This is a genomic window from Rhizorhabdus antheiae (assembly GCF_049889055.1).
GTDB lineage: Bacteria > Pseudomonadota > Alphaproteobacteria > Sphingomonadales > Sphingomonadaceae > Rhizorhabdus.
This window is the reverse complement of record NZ_JBLTWO010000003.1, coordinates 239,120-252,449: the sequence shown is the minus strand read 5'-3', so window position 1 is coordinate 252,449 and position 13,330 is coordinate 239,120. Positions and strand designations below refer to the sequence as shown.

Sequence of the window (13,330 nt, the reverse complement as noted above, 5' to 3'; positions counted from 1 at the left end):
TTCCCCTCACCCCACACTCACCACCCGCCGCAGCTTCAACACCGCCTTCCCCTTATACTCCGCATTGCCGAACGCATGGAAACCGAGCTTCTCGGCCACGCGCAGCGATGCCGCATTATGCGGGTCGATGATGCACACCACCCGTTCGGGCGCGAAGGCGGTTTCCATCCAGCGGAGCATTGCGGTGGCGGCTTCGGTGGCGTAGCCGCGGCCGTGGACGTCGCTGGACATCATCCACGCCATTTCGGGGAAGGGGTCGAAATCGGGGCCGAGGCCGCGGTGGAAATCGGCGATGCCGACCTCGCCCACCACCTGGCCGGTCGCCTTCTCCTCGACCAGCAGCAGGCCATAGCCGAGCAGCGCCCAATGGCCGACGAAGCGCAGCATGCGGTGCCAGCTTTTCTCGGGCGTCAGCGGGTTCTGGAAGATCATCCGCACCGCCGCCGGGTCGCTCGTCAGGAAGCAGCAGGCCTCATAATCGTCGAGCCGGTGCGGGCGCAGGATCAGGCGCGGGGTTTCCAGGCGGGGGCCGAGATTCACTCGACCTCCTCGCCCGGATCGATGCCCCAGATATGATCGGTCTGGATATAGCCCTTCTTGCCGGCGACATCGAACAGGCACCAGCCGTCCTCGCACTTGCTGATCTGCCCCACCACGCCCGGCTCGGCGCGCCAGGCGATGCGTGCGCCGGCATCGGGGTCGGCGTGCATTTCGGCGGGGGTGTCGCCGGTCACGATCGCGGTGCGCTTGGCGCTCAGCAGCGTCGCCAGCATCCAGCCCTCGGTGCCGTCCTGCTCCTTGATGCGGCGCCAATTGCCATAGACCTTGATCACCTGCACCGGCAGGTCGCGGCGGCGATAGCGCCAGGTGGCGGGATAGGTGCGCTCCGGCCCCGTGCGCAGCAGGGCGTTGCCGGTGGCGATCGAGGCCCAATAGGGCGTCTTGCGCTCCTGCGCCTCCGCGCCGCCCGCGACGACCATGCCCGCCAGCAACAACCAGTGCAGCCTTTTCACCTGTTCCCCCTTTTGTCCGAGCGCCCTTAGTATAGCCCCGCCGACAGGGTTCAAGCGCCGTGACATGCGCTTGCGCTCGCCTGCCTGCGGGACTAGCGACGAAGCATGGCGGACCGTCCTCACAATCCCAAGCTCATCGTCACCCGGCGCCTGCCCGCGCAGGTCGAGGCGCGGATGCGCGAATTGTTCGACGTCGAGCTGAACGAGAGCGACCGGCCGCTGTCGCCGGCCGAGCTGGCCGCCGCCGCCGCGCGCTGTGACGTGCTGGTGCCGACGATCACCGACGAAATCGATGCTGCGGTGATCGCTGCAGGCAATGGCCGGCTGGGCCTGATCGCCAATTTCGGTAATGGCGTCGATCATATCGACCTGAAGGCGGCGCGCGCAGCGCGGGTGATCGTCACCAACACGCCCGGCGTGCTGACCGCCGACACCGCCGACATGACGATGGCGCTGATCCTGTCGGTGCCGCGCCGGCTGGCGGAAGGCGAGAAGCTGGTCCGCTCGGGCACGTGGACGGGGTGGAGCCCCGCCGCGATGCTGGGCCACCGGATCGACGGCAAAACGCTGGGCATCATCGGCATGGGGCGGATCGGCCGCGCGGTGGCGCGCCGCGCCCGCGCCTTCGACCTGTCGATCGTCTATCACAACCGGCATCGCCTGCCCGAGGCGGTCGAGCAGGAACTGGATGCGCGGTTCGAACCCGATCTGGACCGGCTGCTGCAGGACAGCGACATCGTCTCGATCCACTGCCCGCACACGCCCGAGACCGAAAATCTGATCGACGCGCGGCGGATCGGCCTGCTGTCGCCGCACGTCTATCTGATCAACACCGCGCGCGGATCGATCGTCGACGAGGCTGCGCTGATCGATCGGCTCGAGCGCGGCGAGATTGCGGGCGCGGGACTCGACGTCTTCACCCACGAACCCGCCGTCGATCCCCGGCTGCTGGCGCTCGACAATGTCGTGCTGCTCCCCCACATGGGCTCGGCCACCTATGAAGGCCGCGCCGAAACCGGCGAGCGCGTGATCGCCAATATCCGCCAATGGGCGGACGGCCAACGCCCCCGCGACCAGATCTTCGAGGGGTGGGTGTAGAGCATTTTCGAGTTGGCCCTATGGGGTCAACGGCTCGGAAAATGCGGCATGAAGAAGGTGAGCGTCTTCGTGCACGATGAAGACGCTCAAGCTTGTCCTAAGATGAACGGCGGCTTCACACCCCGTTCAGTCCCGATTTCCTAGAAGAGTCGCATCGGAAGACGAGGGAACCTGCACGGTTCTTCCGCGTTTTTCCGGCACGAGATTTCAGAAAGGGACCTAGTCATGAAGATGGTCAAGATCATTGCTGCGGCAACCGCGCTGTCGGTGGCCGGTGCCGGCGCCCCCGCCTTCGCGCAGGACGCCGAACATATCCTCCGTGGCGCCGGTATCGGTGCGGCCGGCGGTGTCGTGGCCGGCGCCGTGATCCCCGGCCTGTCGGTCGGCGAAGGCGCGCTGATCGGTGGTGCGGGCGGCGCCCTGCTCAACACGCTCAACAAGGAGCGTCGCTATTACCGCGATAGCCAGGGCCGGAAATACTACATCGATAAGAACGGCCGCCGCCGCTACAAGTAACTCCAGTTAGGGCGCAAGCCTGAGTACAGGGCCGTCCCGGCGTATCAGGGGCGGCCCATTTTCATGTCCGGCCTCAGCTCTTGATCTTCCAGCCGCGATCGAGCGCGGCATAGTTGGCCCAGCACAGCAGCAGGTTGAGCACGAGCAGCGCGATCGCGCCCACCAGCACCGGCGAGTCCGACCGCTCTAGGAAGCCATAGCGGAAGCCCGAAATGACGTAGAAGAAGGGGTTGGCGTGGCTGATCGCCTGGAAGGTCGGGTGCAGCACCTCGACCGAATAGAAGGTGCCCGACAGCAGAGAGAGCGGACCCACCACGAAATTCTGGACGGCAGCGGCATGATCGAACTTGTCGGCCCAGATCGAGGTCAGCACGCCCACGAGGCTGAGCAATATCGCGCCCATCAGGCCGAACCAGATCACCGCCGGCAAATGGCGGGGCATCACGTCGACGCCGGGCCAGAAGGCCATCGCCACCCACAATGCCAGCCCGACGAGAATTGCGCGGGTGACCGAGGCGCCGATCAGCGCGGCGAGCATTTCCGCCGTCGACAGCGGCGGCATCAGATAGTCGATGATCGTCCCCTGCATCTTGCCGACCAGCAGCGAGAAGCTGGAATTGGCGAAGGCGGCGTTCATCATGCCCATCACGATCAGGCCGGGCGCGACGAAGGTGGCGAAGGGATAGCCCATCACCATCCGGTCCTTGCCTCCCAGCGCGAGGGTGAAGATCAGCAGATAGAGCAGCGTCGTGAAGGCCGGCGCCCAGATAGTCTGAAGCTGGACCTTGAAGAAACGCTTCACCTCCTTCACATAGAGGGCGAGCATTCCCCCCCAGTTGACGAACGGGATCACCGGCTCGCCGGGCGGGGGCATCATGATGTTTTTGGGCTGGTCGCTCATGGGCATTTCGCCTATCGGCTCCCCGCCCCGCCCGCAAGAGCCGGAGACGTCCGGCAGCGGGGGCAGACGAGGTACAAGCATGTCCTGGACGGAAGAACGGATCGATCAACTCAAGCGGCTCTGGGGTCAGGGGATGACCGCCAGCCAGATCGCCGAAGAGCTGGGTGGCGTCAGCCGCAACGCCGTGATCGGCAAGGCGCACCGCCTGGGTCTCGAAGCGCGCCCCTCTCCCGTCAAGGGCGGCGGCGACTCGTCGACCGCAGCCGACAAGGACAAGGCTGCGGCGGCCCCGGCGGCCGAGAAGCCTGCCCCCGCGCCCAAGCCTGCGCCCGTCGCGGCGGCACCCGTCGCAGAGCCTGCGCCCGCACCGAAGCCGGCCCCCGCTCCCACCCCGGCGGCAGCCGCGCCTGCGGCTCCCGCCGCCGCCGCGCCGACCCCGGCACCGATGCCGCTCGTCCGTTCGATCGGCCCCGGCGGTTTCCAGCGCCAGGCCCCCGGGGAGCAGAGCGCGCCGATCCCGCCTGCTCCGCCCCGCCGTCTGGTTCCGGCCAAGCCGTCCGCCGAGATCGCCGGCAAGACGAGCCTGCTCGAGCTCAACGACCGCGTCTGCAAATGGCCGATCGGTCATCCGGGCGAGCCCGACTTTCATTTCTGCGGTGAGCCGATCAACCCCGGCTTTCCCTATTGCCTGGACCATTGCTCGATCGCCTATCAGGCGCAGCTGCCGCGTCGCGACCGCCGTCCGCCGCCGCCCCTGCCCTTCGGCGGCCCGCGCGTCCGCTGATTCCCATCCGGTGCGGCATGCGGGACTGATGCCGGCCTCCGTGGCCGGACTTCCCGCATGCGCACCGATGGAACTGTGGCCTGCCCCGCCCCCGCCGGACACCGGGAGCGGCCCGGCATGTGCGACGCCATCGTCGGGATCGCGTGCGGCTGAGTAGGTTGCAGCCGACCGACCGCGTCACGCCCCTTCCCTTCCTGCCCTCCCCGGCCCTATAGTCGGCGGCGATGTCAGACGACCTTTTCGCTTCGGCGCCTTCCACGAGTTCCGGCAACTACGACGCCTCGGCGATCGAGGTTCTGGAGGGTCTCGAACCCGTCCGGCGGCGGCCGGGCATGTATATCGGCGGGACCGACGAGCGCGCCTATCATCATCTTGCCGCCGAGGTGCTCGACAATGCGATGGATGAGGCGGTCGCCGGCCATGCCAGCCGCATCGAGGTTTCGCTGCAGCCGGGCAACCGCCTGACCATCACCGACAATGGCCGCGGCATCCCGGTCGATCCGCACCCGAAATTCCCCGGCAAGTCGGCGCTCGAGGTGATCCTGTCCACGCTCCACTCGGGCGGCAAGTTCAGCGACAAGGCCTATGCCACCAGCGGCGGCCTGCATGGCGTCGGCGTGTCGGTCGTCAATGCGCTGTCGACCGACACTGTGGTCGAGGTCGCGCGCAACAAGGAGCTGTACCGCCAGCGCTTCTCGCGCGGCGAGACGCTGGGCCCGATCGAGAAGCTCGGCGCCGCCCCCAACCGGCGCGGTACCAGCGTCAGCTTCACCCCCGATCCCGAAATCTTCGGCCCCGGCGCGCATTTCCGTCCGGCGCGGCTGATGCGGCTGGCCCGGTCGAAGGCCTATCTGTTCGCCGGTGTCGAAATACGCTGGAAATGCGATCCCTCGCTGATCGGCGACGACACCCCGTCGGAGGCGGTCTTCCAGTTTCCCGGTGGCCTCTCGGACCATCTACGCGAGCAGATCGGCAGCCGCGAATGCGCGACCGCGCAATTCTTCGCCGGCAAGCAGGCCTTCCCCGACAATCAGGGCTCGGTCGAATGGGCGGTGGCCTGGCCGCTCTGGTCCGAAGGCTCGTACAGCTATTATTGCAACACCATCCCCACGCCCGATGGCGGCACCCATGAAAACGGCCTGCGCGCCGCGCTGGTCAAGGGCATCCGCGCCTTTGCCGAACTGGTCGGCAACAAGAAGGCCAAGGACGTCACCGCCGACGACATCGTCACCGGGTCCGAACAGATGCTGTCGGTGTTCATCCGCGATCCCCAGTTCCAGAGCCAGACCAAGGACCGGCTGACCTCGCCCGATGCCGCGCGCCTCGTCGAAAACGCCGTGCGCGACCATTTCGACCATTTCCTCGCCGACAATATGGAGCGCGGCAAGGCGCTGCTCGCCTTCGTCCTCGACCGGATGGACGATCGCCTGCGCCGCAAGGCGGAGCGCGAAGTCAAGCGCAAGACCGCGACCGCCGGCCGCAAGCTGCGCCTGCCGGGCAAGCTGACCGACTGCGCGAACGACGCGCCCGAGGGGACCGAAATCTTCATCGTCGAGGGGGACAGCGCCGGCGGCTCGGCCAAGCAGGCGCGCGATCGCAAGACCCAGGCGATCCTGCCGATCCGCGGCAAGATCCTCAACGTCGCCTCGGCCAACAGCACCAAGATCGGCGCGAACCAGGAAATCGCCGACCTGATCCAGGCGCTCGGCTGCGGCACGCGCGAGCGCTGCAACGCCGAACTGCTGCGCTATGAGCGGGTCGTGATCATGACCGACGCCGATGTCGATGGCGCCCATATCGCGACCTTGCTGATGACCTTCTTCTTCCAAGAGATGCCCGACCTCGTCCGCGAGGGGCATCTCTACCTCGCCCAGCCGCCGCTCTACCGCCTGACCGCCGGCGCCAAGAGCGTCTATGCCCGCGACGACGAACATCGGCGCGAGATCGAGGCCAAGGAGTTCAAAGGCAAGAAGGTCGAGGTGTCGCGCTTCAAGGGCCTGGGCGAGATGAACCCCCAGCAGCTGCGCGAAACCACGATGGACCCGAAGACCCGCACATTGCTGCGCGTCACCCTGCCGCAGGAATATGAGGAGCGCGCCGGCATTCGCGACCTCGTCGACCGGCTGATGGGCAAGCATCCCGAACACCGCTTCGCCTTCATCCAGGCGAACGCCGCCAGCGTCGATGAAGAGGTGATAGACGCCTGATCGCGTCGCGCGTCCCGCGCTCAGAAGCGCGGCGTCAGCGCCTCGTCGCGCAGGCCTCGCCAGATGCGGACGGCCTGCACCGTCTCGGGCACGTCATGCACGCGCAGCAGCTGGACGCCGGCCTGTGCGCCGTGCAGCGCCAGCGCGATCGACCCGCCAAGCCGCTGATCGGTCGGTGCCTCGTCCGACAGCGCGCCGATGATCCGCTTGCGGCTGGCCCCGAGCAGGATCGGGCAGCCGAGACCGTGGAACAGCGCCAGACCGTTGAGCAGCTGCAGATTGTGCCGCAGCGTCTTGCCGAAGCCGATGCCCGGATCGACGATGATCCGCGACCGCGCGATGCCCGCCGCCTCGGCAAAGGCGATGCGTTCGGCCAGCCAGTCATAGACCTCGATCAGCGCATCCTCATAATGCGGGCTCTGCTGCATCGTCGCGGGGTCGCCCTGGTGGTGCATCAGGATGACCGGACAGTCGCGGCCTGCGAGCAGCGCCGCCGAGGCCGGATCATGGCACAAAGCGGAGACGTCGTTGACGATCGCTGCCCCTGCATCGAGCGCCGCTTCCATGACGCCCGCCTTGCGCGTGTCGATCGACACGGGGATGCCCTGCCCGGCCAGCGTGCGGACGACCGGCTCAACGCGGGCGATCTCCTCACGCAGCGCGACCGTCTCGGCGCCGGGCCGGGTCGACTCTCCCCCGACATCTACAATCGCCGCGCCGGCAGCAATCATGGCAGCAGCCGATGCCGCAGCGGCCTGCGGATCGCGCAGATGCCGCCCGCCATCGGAAAAGCTGTCGGGCGTCATGTTGAGGATCAGCATCACCTGCGGCTGATCGAGCATCAGCCGCCGATCGCCCAGAGTCAGCGGCGCGCGGGGTGCCGCGATCCGCGCGATAGTCTCCCGCGCCGCTTCGGCCTGATTCTGGGTCAGGCAGGCGAGGAACGCCTCCAACTCCGCCAGCGGCACCCAACGGGTGCCGGTCCTGCGGCCGCCATCGACCAGCAGCACCTCATAACCGGTAAACCAGAGCGCCCCCCCTGCGAGGCGCTCCACCACGCCGTCATGGCCGAAGGGCGAGGCGAGAAAGCCGCCCGGCTGAAAATAAAGGCGCGCATAGCGGGAGATGGTCTCGGTCGTCATGCCCCCTCGCTATCGCCGGGGGCGGCGGCTGACCAGCCTCATCAACGGGAAGCGGCAGGCCGTGCCCTGCGCGCCCGCGACCTCAGTCGCCCAACTGGGCGAGATGCTTCTGGCGCAGGCTGTCGATCGGCTGCAGGCCTTCGGGCGTCTCGATGTGCCAGAAGCTCCAGCCGTTGCACGAGGGGGCATCCTGAAGCAGCGCGCCCAGGCGGTGGATCGATCCGGTGGTGCCGCAGCTGCTGGCAAGCACGCCGTCGGCGCGCACCTGCGCGGTCCAGCGGCGGCGGGAGTCGCTCAGAACCGAGCCCGGCGGGATCAGGCCGCTTTCGACCAGCAGGCCGAAGGCCACCCGGGGGGCCGCCTTCTTCTCGGGGATCGACAGCATCGCGCTCTCGTCGAGCGGCAGCGTCGCCGCGATCCGCTGGTTGGCGACCTTGATATATTTGTCCTCGCGCTCGATGCCGATCCAGCGGCGGCCGAGGCGGCGCGCGACGGCACCGGTGGTGCCGGTGCCGAAGAAGGGATCGAGCACCAGATCGCCCGGTTCGGTGCAGGCGAGCATGACGCGGTAGAGCAGCGATTCCGGCTTCTGCGTCGGGTGGGCCTTGGCGCCGTCCTCGCCCTTCAGCCGCTCACCGCCCGAACAGATCGGCAGCGTCCAGTCGGACCGCATCTGGATGTCGTCGTTGAGCGCCTTCATCGTGCGGTAGTTGAAGGTATATTTCGCCTTCTCCGCCTTGGAGCACCAGATCAGCGTCTCATGCGCGTTGGTGAAGCGGGTGCCCTTGAAATTGGGCATCGGGTTCGCCTTGCGCCAGATGATGTCGTTGAGGATCCAGAAGCCCTGATCCTGCAGCGCGGTGCCGACGCGGAAGATGTTGTGATAGCTGCCGATGACCCAGATCGTGCCGTCATCCTTCAGGATGCGGTGCGCCTCACGCAGCCAATCGCGGGTGAAGCGGTCATAGGTCGCGAAGGTGTCGAACTTGTCCCAGTCGTCATTGACCGCATCGACCTGGCTGCCATCGGGCCGGTGGAGGTCGCCACCCAGCTGGAGATTATAGGGCGGGTCGGCGAAGATCATGTCGACGCAGCGATCGGGAAGCGCCCGCATCGTCTCGATGCAATCGCCCTTCAAAATCTCGTTCAGCGGCAGGCGCGCAGGAGCCTCGACGGCGCGGCGCGCGCGGCGCGTGGCCGGAATTTTCTCGAGAACACCCATCGAACTGACCCCCTTATTCTGTCGCCGCGCACGGTGATTCATCAGGACTCTTCGGTCAAGAACAATAGTTTGACAGCCGAATCGCAGATTCGACTCGAGCCAGAGGAACGAAAGGAGTCCGTCACTTCATATTGAGTCCGAAGAGGGGACCGGGACTCAATCCCTAGTGGTGTGGCTTCCAGGACTCACCCGATCGCCATTCGTCGATTTTTTTTGGAACGGCTGCTCCGCATCGCAGTTCAAGGCGGATGCTGTGGTCTTCGTGGCGATCTTCTTCGGCTCTCGCGCTGACCGCGGTCGCGGCGGTGCTCGGCGGCACGCTGGCAGGCGTAGCGACCGTCGACGGCTAGCGCAGCACCGGTACGGCCCGGCCGACGGCATTTCGCTGTTCGCCCCCGCCGAGGCCTCGACGATCAGTTCCGCGTCACCCAATGAAGGATCTGGGGAGGCTGGCTGTACCGAGTGTTCCGAGCGTGATCGCGGCTATCGCTGGGCGGTCCTCGCCGCGGTCCGTTCCCCGGATCAATGCCCGGTCGACAGCCGGAACTTCCGGCGCGGCTGTCTGGACTTCGTCGGCGGGATTTGACGCTCAGGCGGCGCTTTCGACCTGAAACAAAGAGAATTGAGCGATCGGCGCGAAACTGCGTCGATGATGCGGCGTCGGACCCATCCGGTCGAGCGCCACCATGTGTGCGCGAGTGCCATAGCCCTTGTTGCTCGCCCAGTCATAGCCGGGATGTGCCTGGTCGAGTTCGACCATCATCCGATCGCGCTCTTCCTTCGCTATGATCGAAGCCGCCGCGATCGACAGGCATCGGGCGTCGCCCCCGACCACGGCCAGCGAAGGGCGTGTCCATTTCGGGCAGCGATTGCCGTCGACCAGGACCATCGCCGGGTCGATGCCCAGCGCCGCGACGGCCCGCTCCATCGCCAGCATCGACGCCCATAATATGTTGAGGCTATCGATCTCCTCGACGCTGGCCACGCCGACGCCGACATGGGCCACCTTGCGCAGTTCGAGGCACAGAGCGGCGCGCGCACCGGCCTTCAGCTTCTTGGAATCGTCGATCCCCGCCGGGACACGGTCACGATCGAGAATGACCGCTGCCGCGACCACCGGCCCTGCCAATGGGCCCCTGCCCGCCTCGTCGACGCCCGCGAGCGGCATGGGATGGGGCAGTTCGAGCGTGAAACAGGGTCCGGCCATGGTCCGTCCATAGCGCGCCGATGGCGCGAAGCCCATGCTTCAGTCGGTCGGCATGACTTCGAGAAGGAAGGAGCCGACATAGGCCCTGGCGTCCTGCCAGAGCCCGATCGGGCGCAGGCCGGCACCCCGCACCAGCGCGCGGAAATCGTCGACTTCATATTTCCAGCTCCGCTCGACCAGCAGCGCCTCGCCTTGGGCGAAGCGGAAGACCGTTCCTGCGATGCGGACATCCTGCACTCCCAGGCTGACCAGATCCGCGGAAACGCAGCCGCGCTCCGGCTCATAACGCACACGATGCTCGAACAGGCGCGGGTCGAACGTGGCGCCCAACTGGCGATTGAGCCGATCGAGCACGCCAAGGATCAACGCCTGGTTGCAGCCATGCGGGTCATCATAGGCAGAGGAGACGATCAACGGGCTTTTGCGCAGATCGACCGTCACGAGGATCAGGCCACCTGCCCCCACGGCCGCTCCCAGCTGAGCGAGCAAGCCTATGGCACTGGCCGGATCGAAATTGCCGATGATGTTCCCCGGTATGAACGCGATCCTGCGCCCCCCGCCAGCATTGGGCGGCAGGGTCATCGGTGCGTGAAGATCGGCGCGCACGGCTTCTACCCACAAGCGCGGCCACTGTTGCTGGACGAAACGGGCGTCGGCAAGCAGCCCTTCGCGCTCGTCATCGACCGGGACATAGGCCCAGGGGTCGCGAAGGGCCGCGATCAGCAGGCAGACCTGATCGAGGCATCCGCCGCCGACCCCGATCAGCTGGGCGCCGGGCCCCACGGCCGCACCGATCGCCTCGCCATGGGTCCGCAGGATGTCGACCTCGCTCCTCTGGAGATAATATTCGGGCAGACCACAGAGTTGCCGGAGAGCGGCGGAGCGGCGATCGATCAGCGCGAGGCCGGCGAGGCTTTTCGGTTCCCGTCCCAGCGCGTCGAGCACCACACGCGCTAACTCAGGCGTCGGCGAGCCATGATCGTGAAAGGCGACGATTTCGCGCGCGGGCGGCGTGCGCCCCGGTCCCTCACCGATCAATTTCATGCTCCTTATATCCCGCAATCGCGGGATCGGATGACTGACCCGATCCTTACAATGTCACGAGATATTCAGCGATGTAAATAGTGGCCAGCCGGTCAAGCCGTGGCTGCGACCCAGAGGCATCAGGGTGGGGGGACGGGCGCGCCGGCAGCGATCCAGCGCCCCAGCGTCGCGCGCTCCGCGTCGGTGATCCGGGTCGCGTTATCGGGCGGCATGAATCGGCTGTCGACGGCGGTGGCGCCGATCATCCCGGCGAAGAGACGATAATCGGCCGGGGTGTCGAACTTTACCCCCCTCGGCGGCTGAGACGCGGCGTTGAGGCCATCTTCCTGAGGCACCTGCGTGTGGCAGAAGCGGCAGCGCGCCGACACGATACGGCGAACCTCTGCGAACTCAGGGACTTGGCTGCCATCCGGCATGGGTTCGGGCCGCACCTCGGCGGGGAGGCAAAACGCGGTCATCAGCAGAAGCAGGCGTCGTGCGCCTCGGCCAGCATCGCGCATTCGAGTCCCCCGATCATGAGCCTCCCTATGGGCAACGCGGGAGCTGCGGCGCCAATACGACATTCGCCGTATTCGGCCGCACGGACCACTCCCTACAGTCGAACATCCCATCCTGGGGCGAGGACAGCCAATATGACGACGCGACGCCAGTTCCTCGAAGCCGTCGGCAAGGTAGGAGGCTATGGCGCGACCTATGCCCTGATGCAGTCGCTTGGCATGTTGCCCGCTTATGCATCGGTCAAGCCGCTGGACCTTCCCAAGGGCTCGGGCAGCGGCATTCGGGTGGTGGTTCTCGGCGCCGGCCTGGCCGGGCTCGCCGCGACCGACGAATTGCTGAAGGCCGGTTATGATGTCGTCCTGCTCGAGGCGCGCGATCGCGTCGGCGGGCATAACTGGACCGTTCGCAACGGCGACCGGGTCGAATGGACCGACGGATCGGTGCAGACCTGCCGCTACGATGCAGGCGAATATTTCAATACCGGCCCCGCGCGCATTCCCAGCCACCATCAGGCGGTGCTCGACTATTGCCGTGACCTGGGGGTCGAGATGGAGGTCGAGGTCAACGCCAGCCGATCCGCCTTCCTGCGCAACGCGAACGCGCTCGACGGTAAGCCGATCCGTTTCCGCCGGGCCGTCAACGACACGCGCGGGGCCGTCTCGGAACTGCTCGCCAAGGCGATCAACGGCGGCGCGCTCGATCAGGAGATGACGCGGCTCGACAAGGAGCGAATGCTGGCCTTCCTCCGGCAATATGGCGATCTGAGCGAGGACCTCTTCTACAAGGGATCGAAGCGGTCCGGTTACAAGGTGGCGCCGGGACCGGCCGAGGCGAAGACGGTGCGCGAGGACCGGCTCGACATGGCGGCGCTGCTCGACCTCGATATGTGGAACACCCTGATCTTCGAGGACATGATCGACGATCAGGCGACGATGCTGCAACCGGTCGGCGGCATGGATGCCATCCCGAAGGCGATCGCGCGCAAATTCCCGGCCGGGGTCATCCGCCTGATGAGCGAGGTCACCGAGATCCGCCGGACGGGTGGGCCCGGAGACCGGGGCACCAGGATCGTCTACAAGGATCGCCGGACCGGCAAGAGCCAGGAGGTGCTGGCTGACTACTGCGTCTGCACCATCCCCCTGCCCGTCCTCGCGCGCATCCCGTCGGATTTCTCACCCGAGATCCGCGACCGGATCGGCGACGTCTTCTATGGCAATGCGGTCAAGATCGGTTTCGAATCCCCGCGTTTCTGGGAGCGGGACTTCCAGATCTATGGCGGGCTGTCCTTCACCAAGGACCCCGGCGCCACCATCTGGCACCCGTCCGGCGGGTTCAACCGGCCGAAGGGCATCACCGTCTATTATATCTACATGGGTGGCGAACGGGTGACGTCGATGCCAATGGCCGAGCAACACCGCTTCGCCCAGGCGGAGATCGACGCGATCTTCCCGGGCCATGGCAAATCGCTGTCCAAGCCGATCGTCGTCAACTGGGGCAAGATCCCCTACAACGAAGGCAATAAGGCGAACTTCGTCGGCGACGATCCGCTGTACCACGCCATGAACAAGGCGGACGGTCCCTTCTATTTCGCCGCCGACTGGCTGACCCATTCGGGCTGGCAAGAGGGCGCGATCCAGTCGGGACGCTATGTCGTCTCGTCGATCCACGCGCGGCAGATGGCCGCGCGCGCCTGAACGG

The 13,330-nt window shown here is 66.6% G+C and carries 13 protein-coding genes; 5 read left to right on the top strand and 8 right to left on the bottom strand.

Annotated features, from left to right (window positions below):
• Nucleotides 1-6 precede the first annotated feature (6 nt).
• Both ACNI3R_RS08710 and ACNI3R_RS08705 read right to left on the bottom strand, forming a co-directional pair.
• The gene (locus tag ACNI3R_RS08710) at nt 7-540 is read right to left on the bottom strand and encodes a GNAT family N-acetyltransferase (RefSeq protein ID WP_426182068.1); all 534 of its coding nucleotides are present in this window, start codon (nt 538-540) and stop codon (nt 7-9) included.
• Nucleotides 537-980 (bottom strand): SH3 domain-containing protein, encoded by a 444-nt coding sequence (locus tag ACNI3R_RS08705; protein WP_426182318.1) that lies wholly within the window; start codon nt 978-980, stop codon nt 537-539. Before ACNI3R_RS08705 ends, ACNI3R_RS08710 begins: the two co-directional genes overlap by 4 nt.
• Before the next feature lie 138 nt (nt 981-1,118).
• Between ACNI3R_RS08705 and ACNI3R_RS08700 the strand changes: the two genes are divergently transcribed.
• Together ACNI3R_RS08700 and ACNI3R_RS08695 are read left to right on the top strand one after the other, a co-directional pair.
• Entirely contained in the window at nt 1,119-2,111 is a 993-nt protein-coding gene (locus ACNI3R_RS08700) for a 2-hydroxyacid dehydrogenase (protein ID WP_426182065.1), read from the top strand.
• Nucleotides 2,112-2,336: 225 nt separating this feature from the next.
• Entirely contained in the window at nt 2,337-2,627 is a 291-nt protein-coding gene (locus tag ACNI3R_RS08695; protein ID WP_426182063.1) for a hypothetical protein, read from the top strand.
• Between the two features lie 73 nt (nt 2,628-2,700).
• Here the strand turns inward: ACNI3R_RS08695 and ACNI3R_RS08690 are convergent, their stop codons facing one another.
• The gene (locus ACNI3R_RS08690) at nt 2,701-3,528 is read right to left on the bottom strand and encodes an ABC transporter permease (RefSeq protein WP_426182061.1); all 828 of its coding nucleotides are present in this window, start codon (nt 3,526-3,528) and stop codon (nt 2,701-2,703) included.
• A gap of 79 nt (nt 3,529-3,607) precedes the next feature.
• Here ACNI3R_RS08690 and ACNI3R_RS08685 point away from each other — a divergent pair, with 79 nt between their 5' ends.
• Both ACNI3R_RS08685 and parE read left to right on the top strand, forming a co-directional pair.
• Nucleotides 3,608-4,312 carry a GcrA family cell cycle regulator gene (locus ACNI3R_RS08685; RefSeq protein ID WP_426182059.1) on the top strand — a complete coding sequence of 235 codons (705 nt, stop codon included), beginning with the start codon at nt 3,608-3,610 and terminating at the stop codon, nt 4,310-4,312.
• 224 nt (nt 4,313-4,536) lie between these two features.
• Entirely contained in the window at nt 4,537-6,519 is a 1,983-nt protein-coding gene (parE, locus tag ACNI3R_RS08680; RefSeq protein WP_426182056.1) for a DNA topoisomerase IV subunit B, read from the top strand.
• Between the two features lie 20 nt (nt 6,520-6,539).
• Here parE and folP read toward each other — a convergent pair whose 3' ends face one another.
• The 5 genes from folP to ACNI3R_RS08655 all read right to left on the bottom strand — a co-directional run bounded on the left by folP (nt 6,540) and on the right by ACNI3R_RS08655 (nt 11,634).
• Nucleotides 6,540-7,661 (bottom strand): dihydropteroate synthase, encoded by a 1,122-nt coding sequence (folP, locus tag ACNI3R_RS08675; RefSeq protein WP_426182054.1) that lies wholly within the window; start codon nt 7,659-7,661, stop codon nt 6,540-6,542.
• Between the two features lie 82 nt (nt 7,662-7,743).
• Nucleotides 7,744-8,883 carry a site-specific DNA-methyltransferase gene (locus tag ACNI3R_RS08670; protein WP_426182051.1) on the bottom strand — a complete coding sequence of 380 codons (1,140 nt, stop codon included), beginning with the start codon at nt 8,881-8,883 and terminating at the stop codon, nt 7,744-7,746.
• A gap of 589 nt (nt 8,884-9,472) precedes the next feature.
• Entirely contained in the window at nt 9,473-10,090 is a 618-nt protein-coding gene (locus tag ACNI3R_RS08665) for a ribonuclease HII (protein WP_426182049.1), read from the bottom strand.
• Nucleotides 10,091-10,129: 39 nt separating this feature from the next.
• Complete coding sequence (locus tag ACNI3R_RS08660; RefSeq protein WP_426182046.1) at nt 10,130-11,134, bottom strand: L-histidine N(alpha)-methyltransferase; 1,005 nt, start codon at nt 11,132-11,134, stop codon at nt 10,130-10,132.
• A gap of 119 nt (nt 11,135-11,253) precedes the next feature.
• Nucleotides 11,254-11,634, bottom strand: coding sequence for a hypothetical protein (locus tag ACNI3R_RS08655; protein ID WP_426182044.1), 381 nt, complete (start codon nt 11,632-11,634; stop codon nt 11,254-11,256).
• Between the two features lie 132 nt (nt 11,635-11,766).
• On the opposite strand from ACNI3R_RS08655, the gene ACNI3R_RS08650 reads away from it, so the two are divergent.
• Nucleotides 11,767-13,326 carry a flavin monoamine oxidase family protein gene (locus tag ACNI3R_RS08650; protein WP_426182041.1) on the top strand — a complete coding sequence of 520 codons (1,560 nt, stop codon included), beginning with the start codon at nt 11,767-11,769 and terminating at the stop codon, nt 13,324-13,326.
• The last annotated feature ends 4 nt before the right edge of the window (nt 13,327-13,330 follow it).

Bases quoted from the DNA above. Each gene is read 5' to 3' on its own strand.
- ACNI3R_RS08705 (WP_426182318.1), bottom strand. From the start codon at position 980: ATGGTCGTCGCGGGCGGCGCGGAGGCGCAGGAGCGCAAGACGCCCTAT.
- ACNI3R_RS08650 (WP_426182041.1), top strand. From the start codon at position 11,767: ATGACGACGCGACGCCAGTTCCTCGAAGCCGTCGGCAAGGTAGGAGGC.
- folP (WP_426182054.1), bottom strand. From the start codon at position 7,661: ATGACGACCGAGACCATCTCCCGCTATGCGCGCCTTTATTTTCAGCCG.
- ACNI3R_RS08695 (WP_426182063.1), top strand. From the start codon at position 2,337: ATGAAGATGGTCAAGATCATTGCTGCGGCAACCGCGCTGTCGGTGGCC.
- ACNI3R_RS08670 (WP_426182051.1), bottom strand. From the start codon at position 8,883: ATGGGTGTTCTCGAGAAAATTCCGGCCACGCGCCGCGCGCGCCGCGCC.
- ACNI3R_RS08700 (WP_426182065.1), top strand. From the start codon at position 1,119: ATGGCGGACCGTCCTCACAATCCCAAGCTCATCGTCACCCGGCGCCTG.
- ACNI3R_RS08665 (WP_426182049.1), bottom strand. From the start codon at position 10,090: ATGGCCGGACCCTGTTTCACGCTCGAACTGCCCCATCCCATGCCGCTC.
- ACNI3R_RS08690 (WP_426182061.1), bottom strand. From the start codon at position 3,528: ATGAGCGACCAGCCCAAAAACATCATGATGCCCCCGCCCGGCGAGCCG.
- ACNI3R_RS08660 (WP_426182046.1), bottom strand. From the start codon at position 11,134: ATGAAATTGATCGGTGAGGGACCGGGGCGCACGCCGCCCGCGCGCGAA.
- ACNI3R_RS08655 (WP_426182044.1), bottom strand. From the start codon at position 11,634: ATGCGCGATGCTGGCCGAGGCGCACGACGCCTGCTTCTGCTGATGACC.
- ACNI3R_RS08685 (WP_426182059.1), top strand. From the start codon at position 3,608: ATGTCCTGGACGGAAGAACGGATCGATCAACTCAAGCGGCTCTGGGGT.
- parE (WP_426182056.1), top strand. From the start codon at position 4,537: ATGTCAGACGACCTTTTCGCTTCGGCGCCTTCCACGAGTTCCGGCAAC.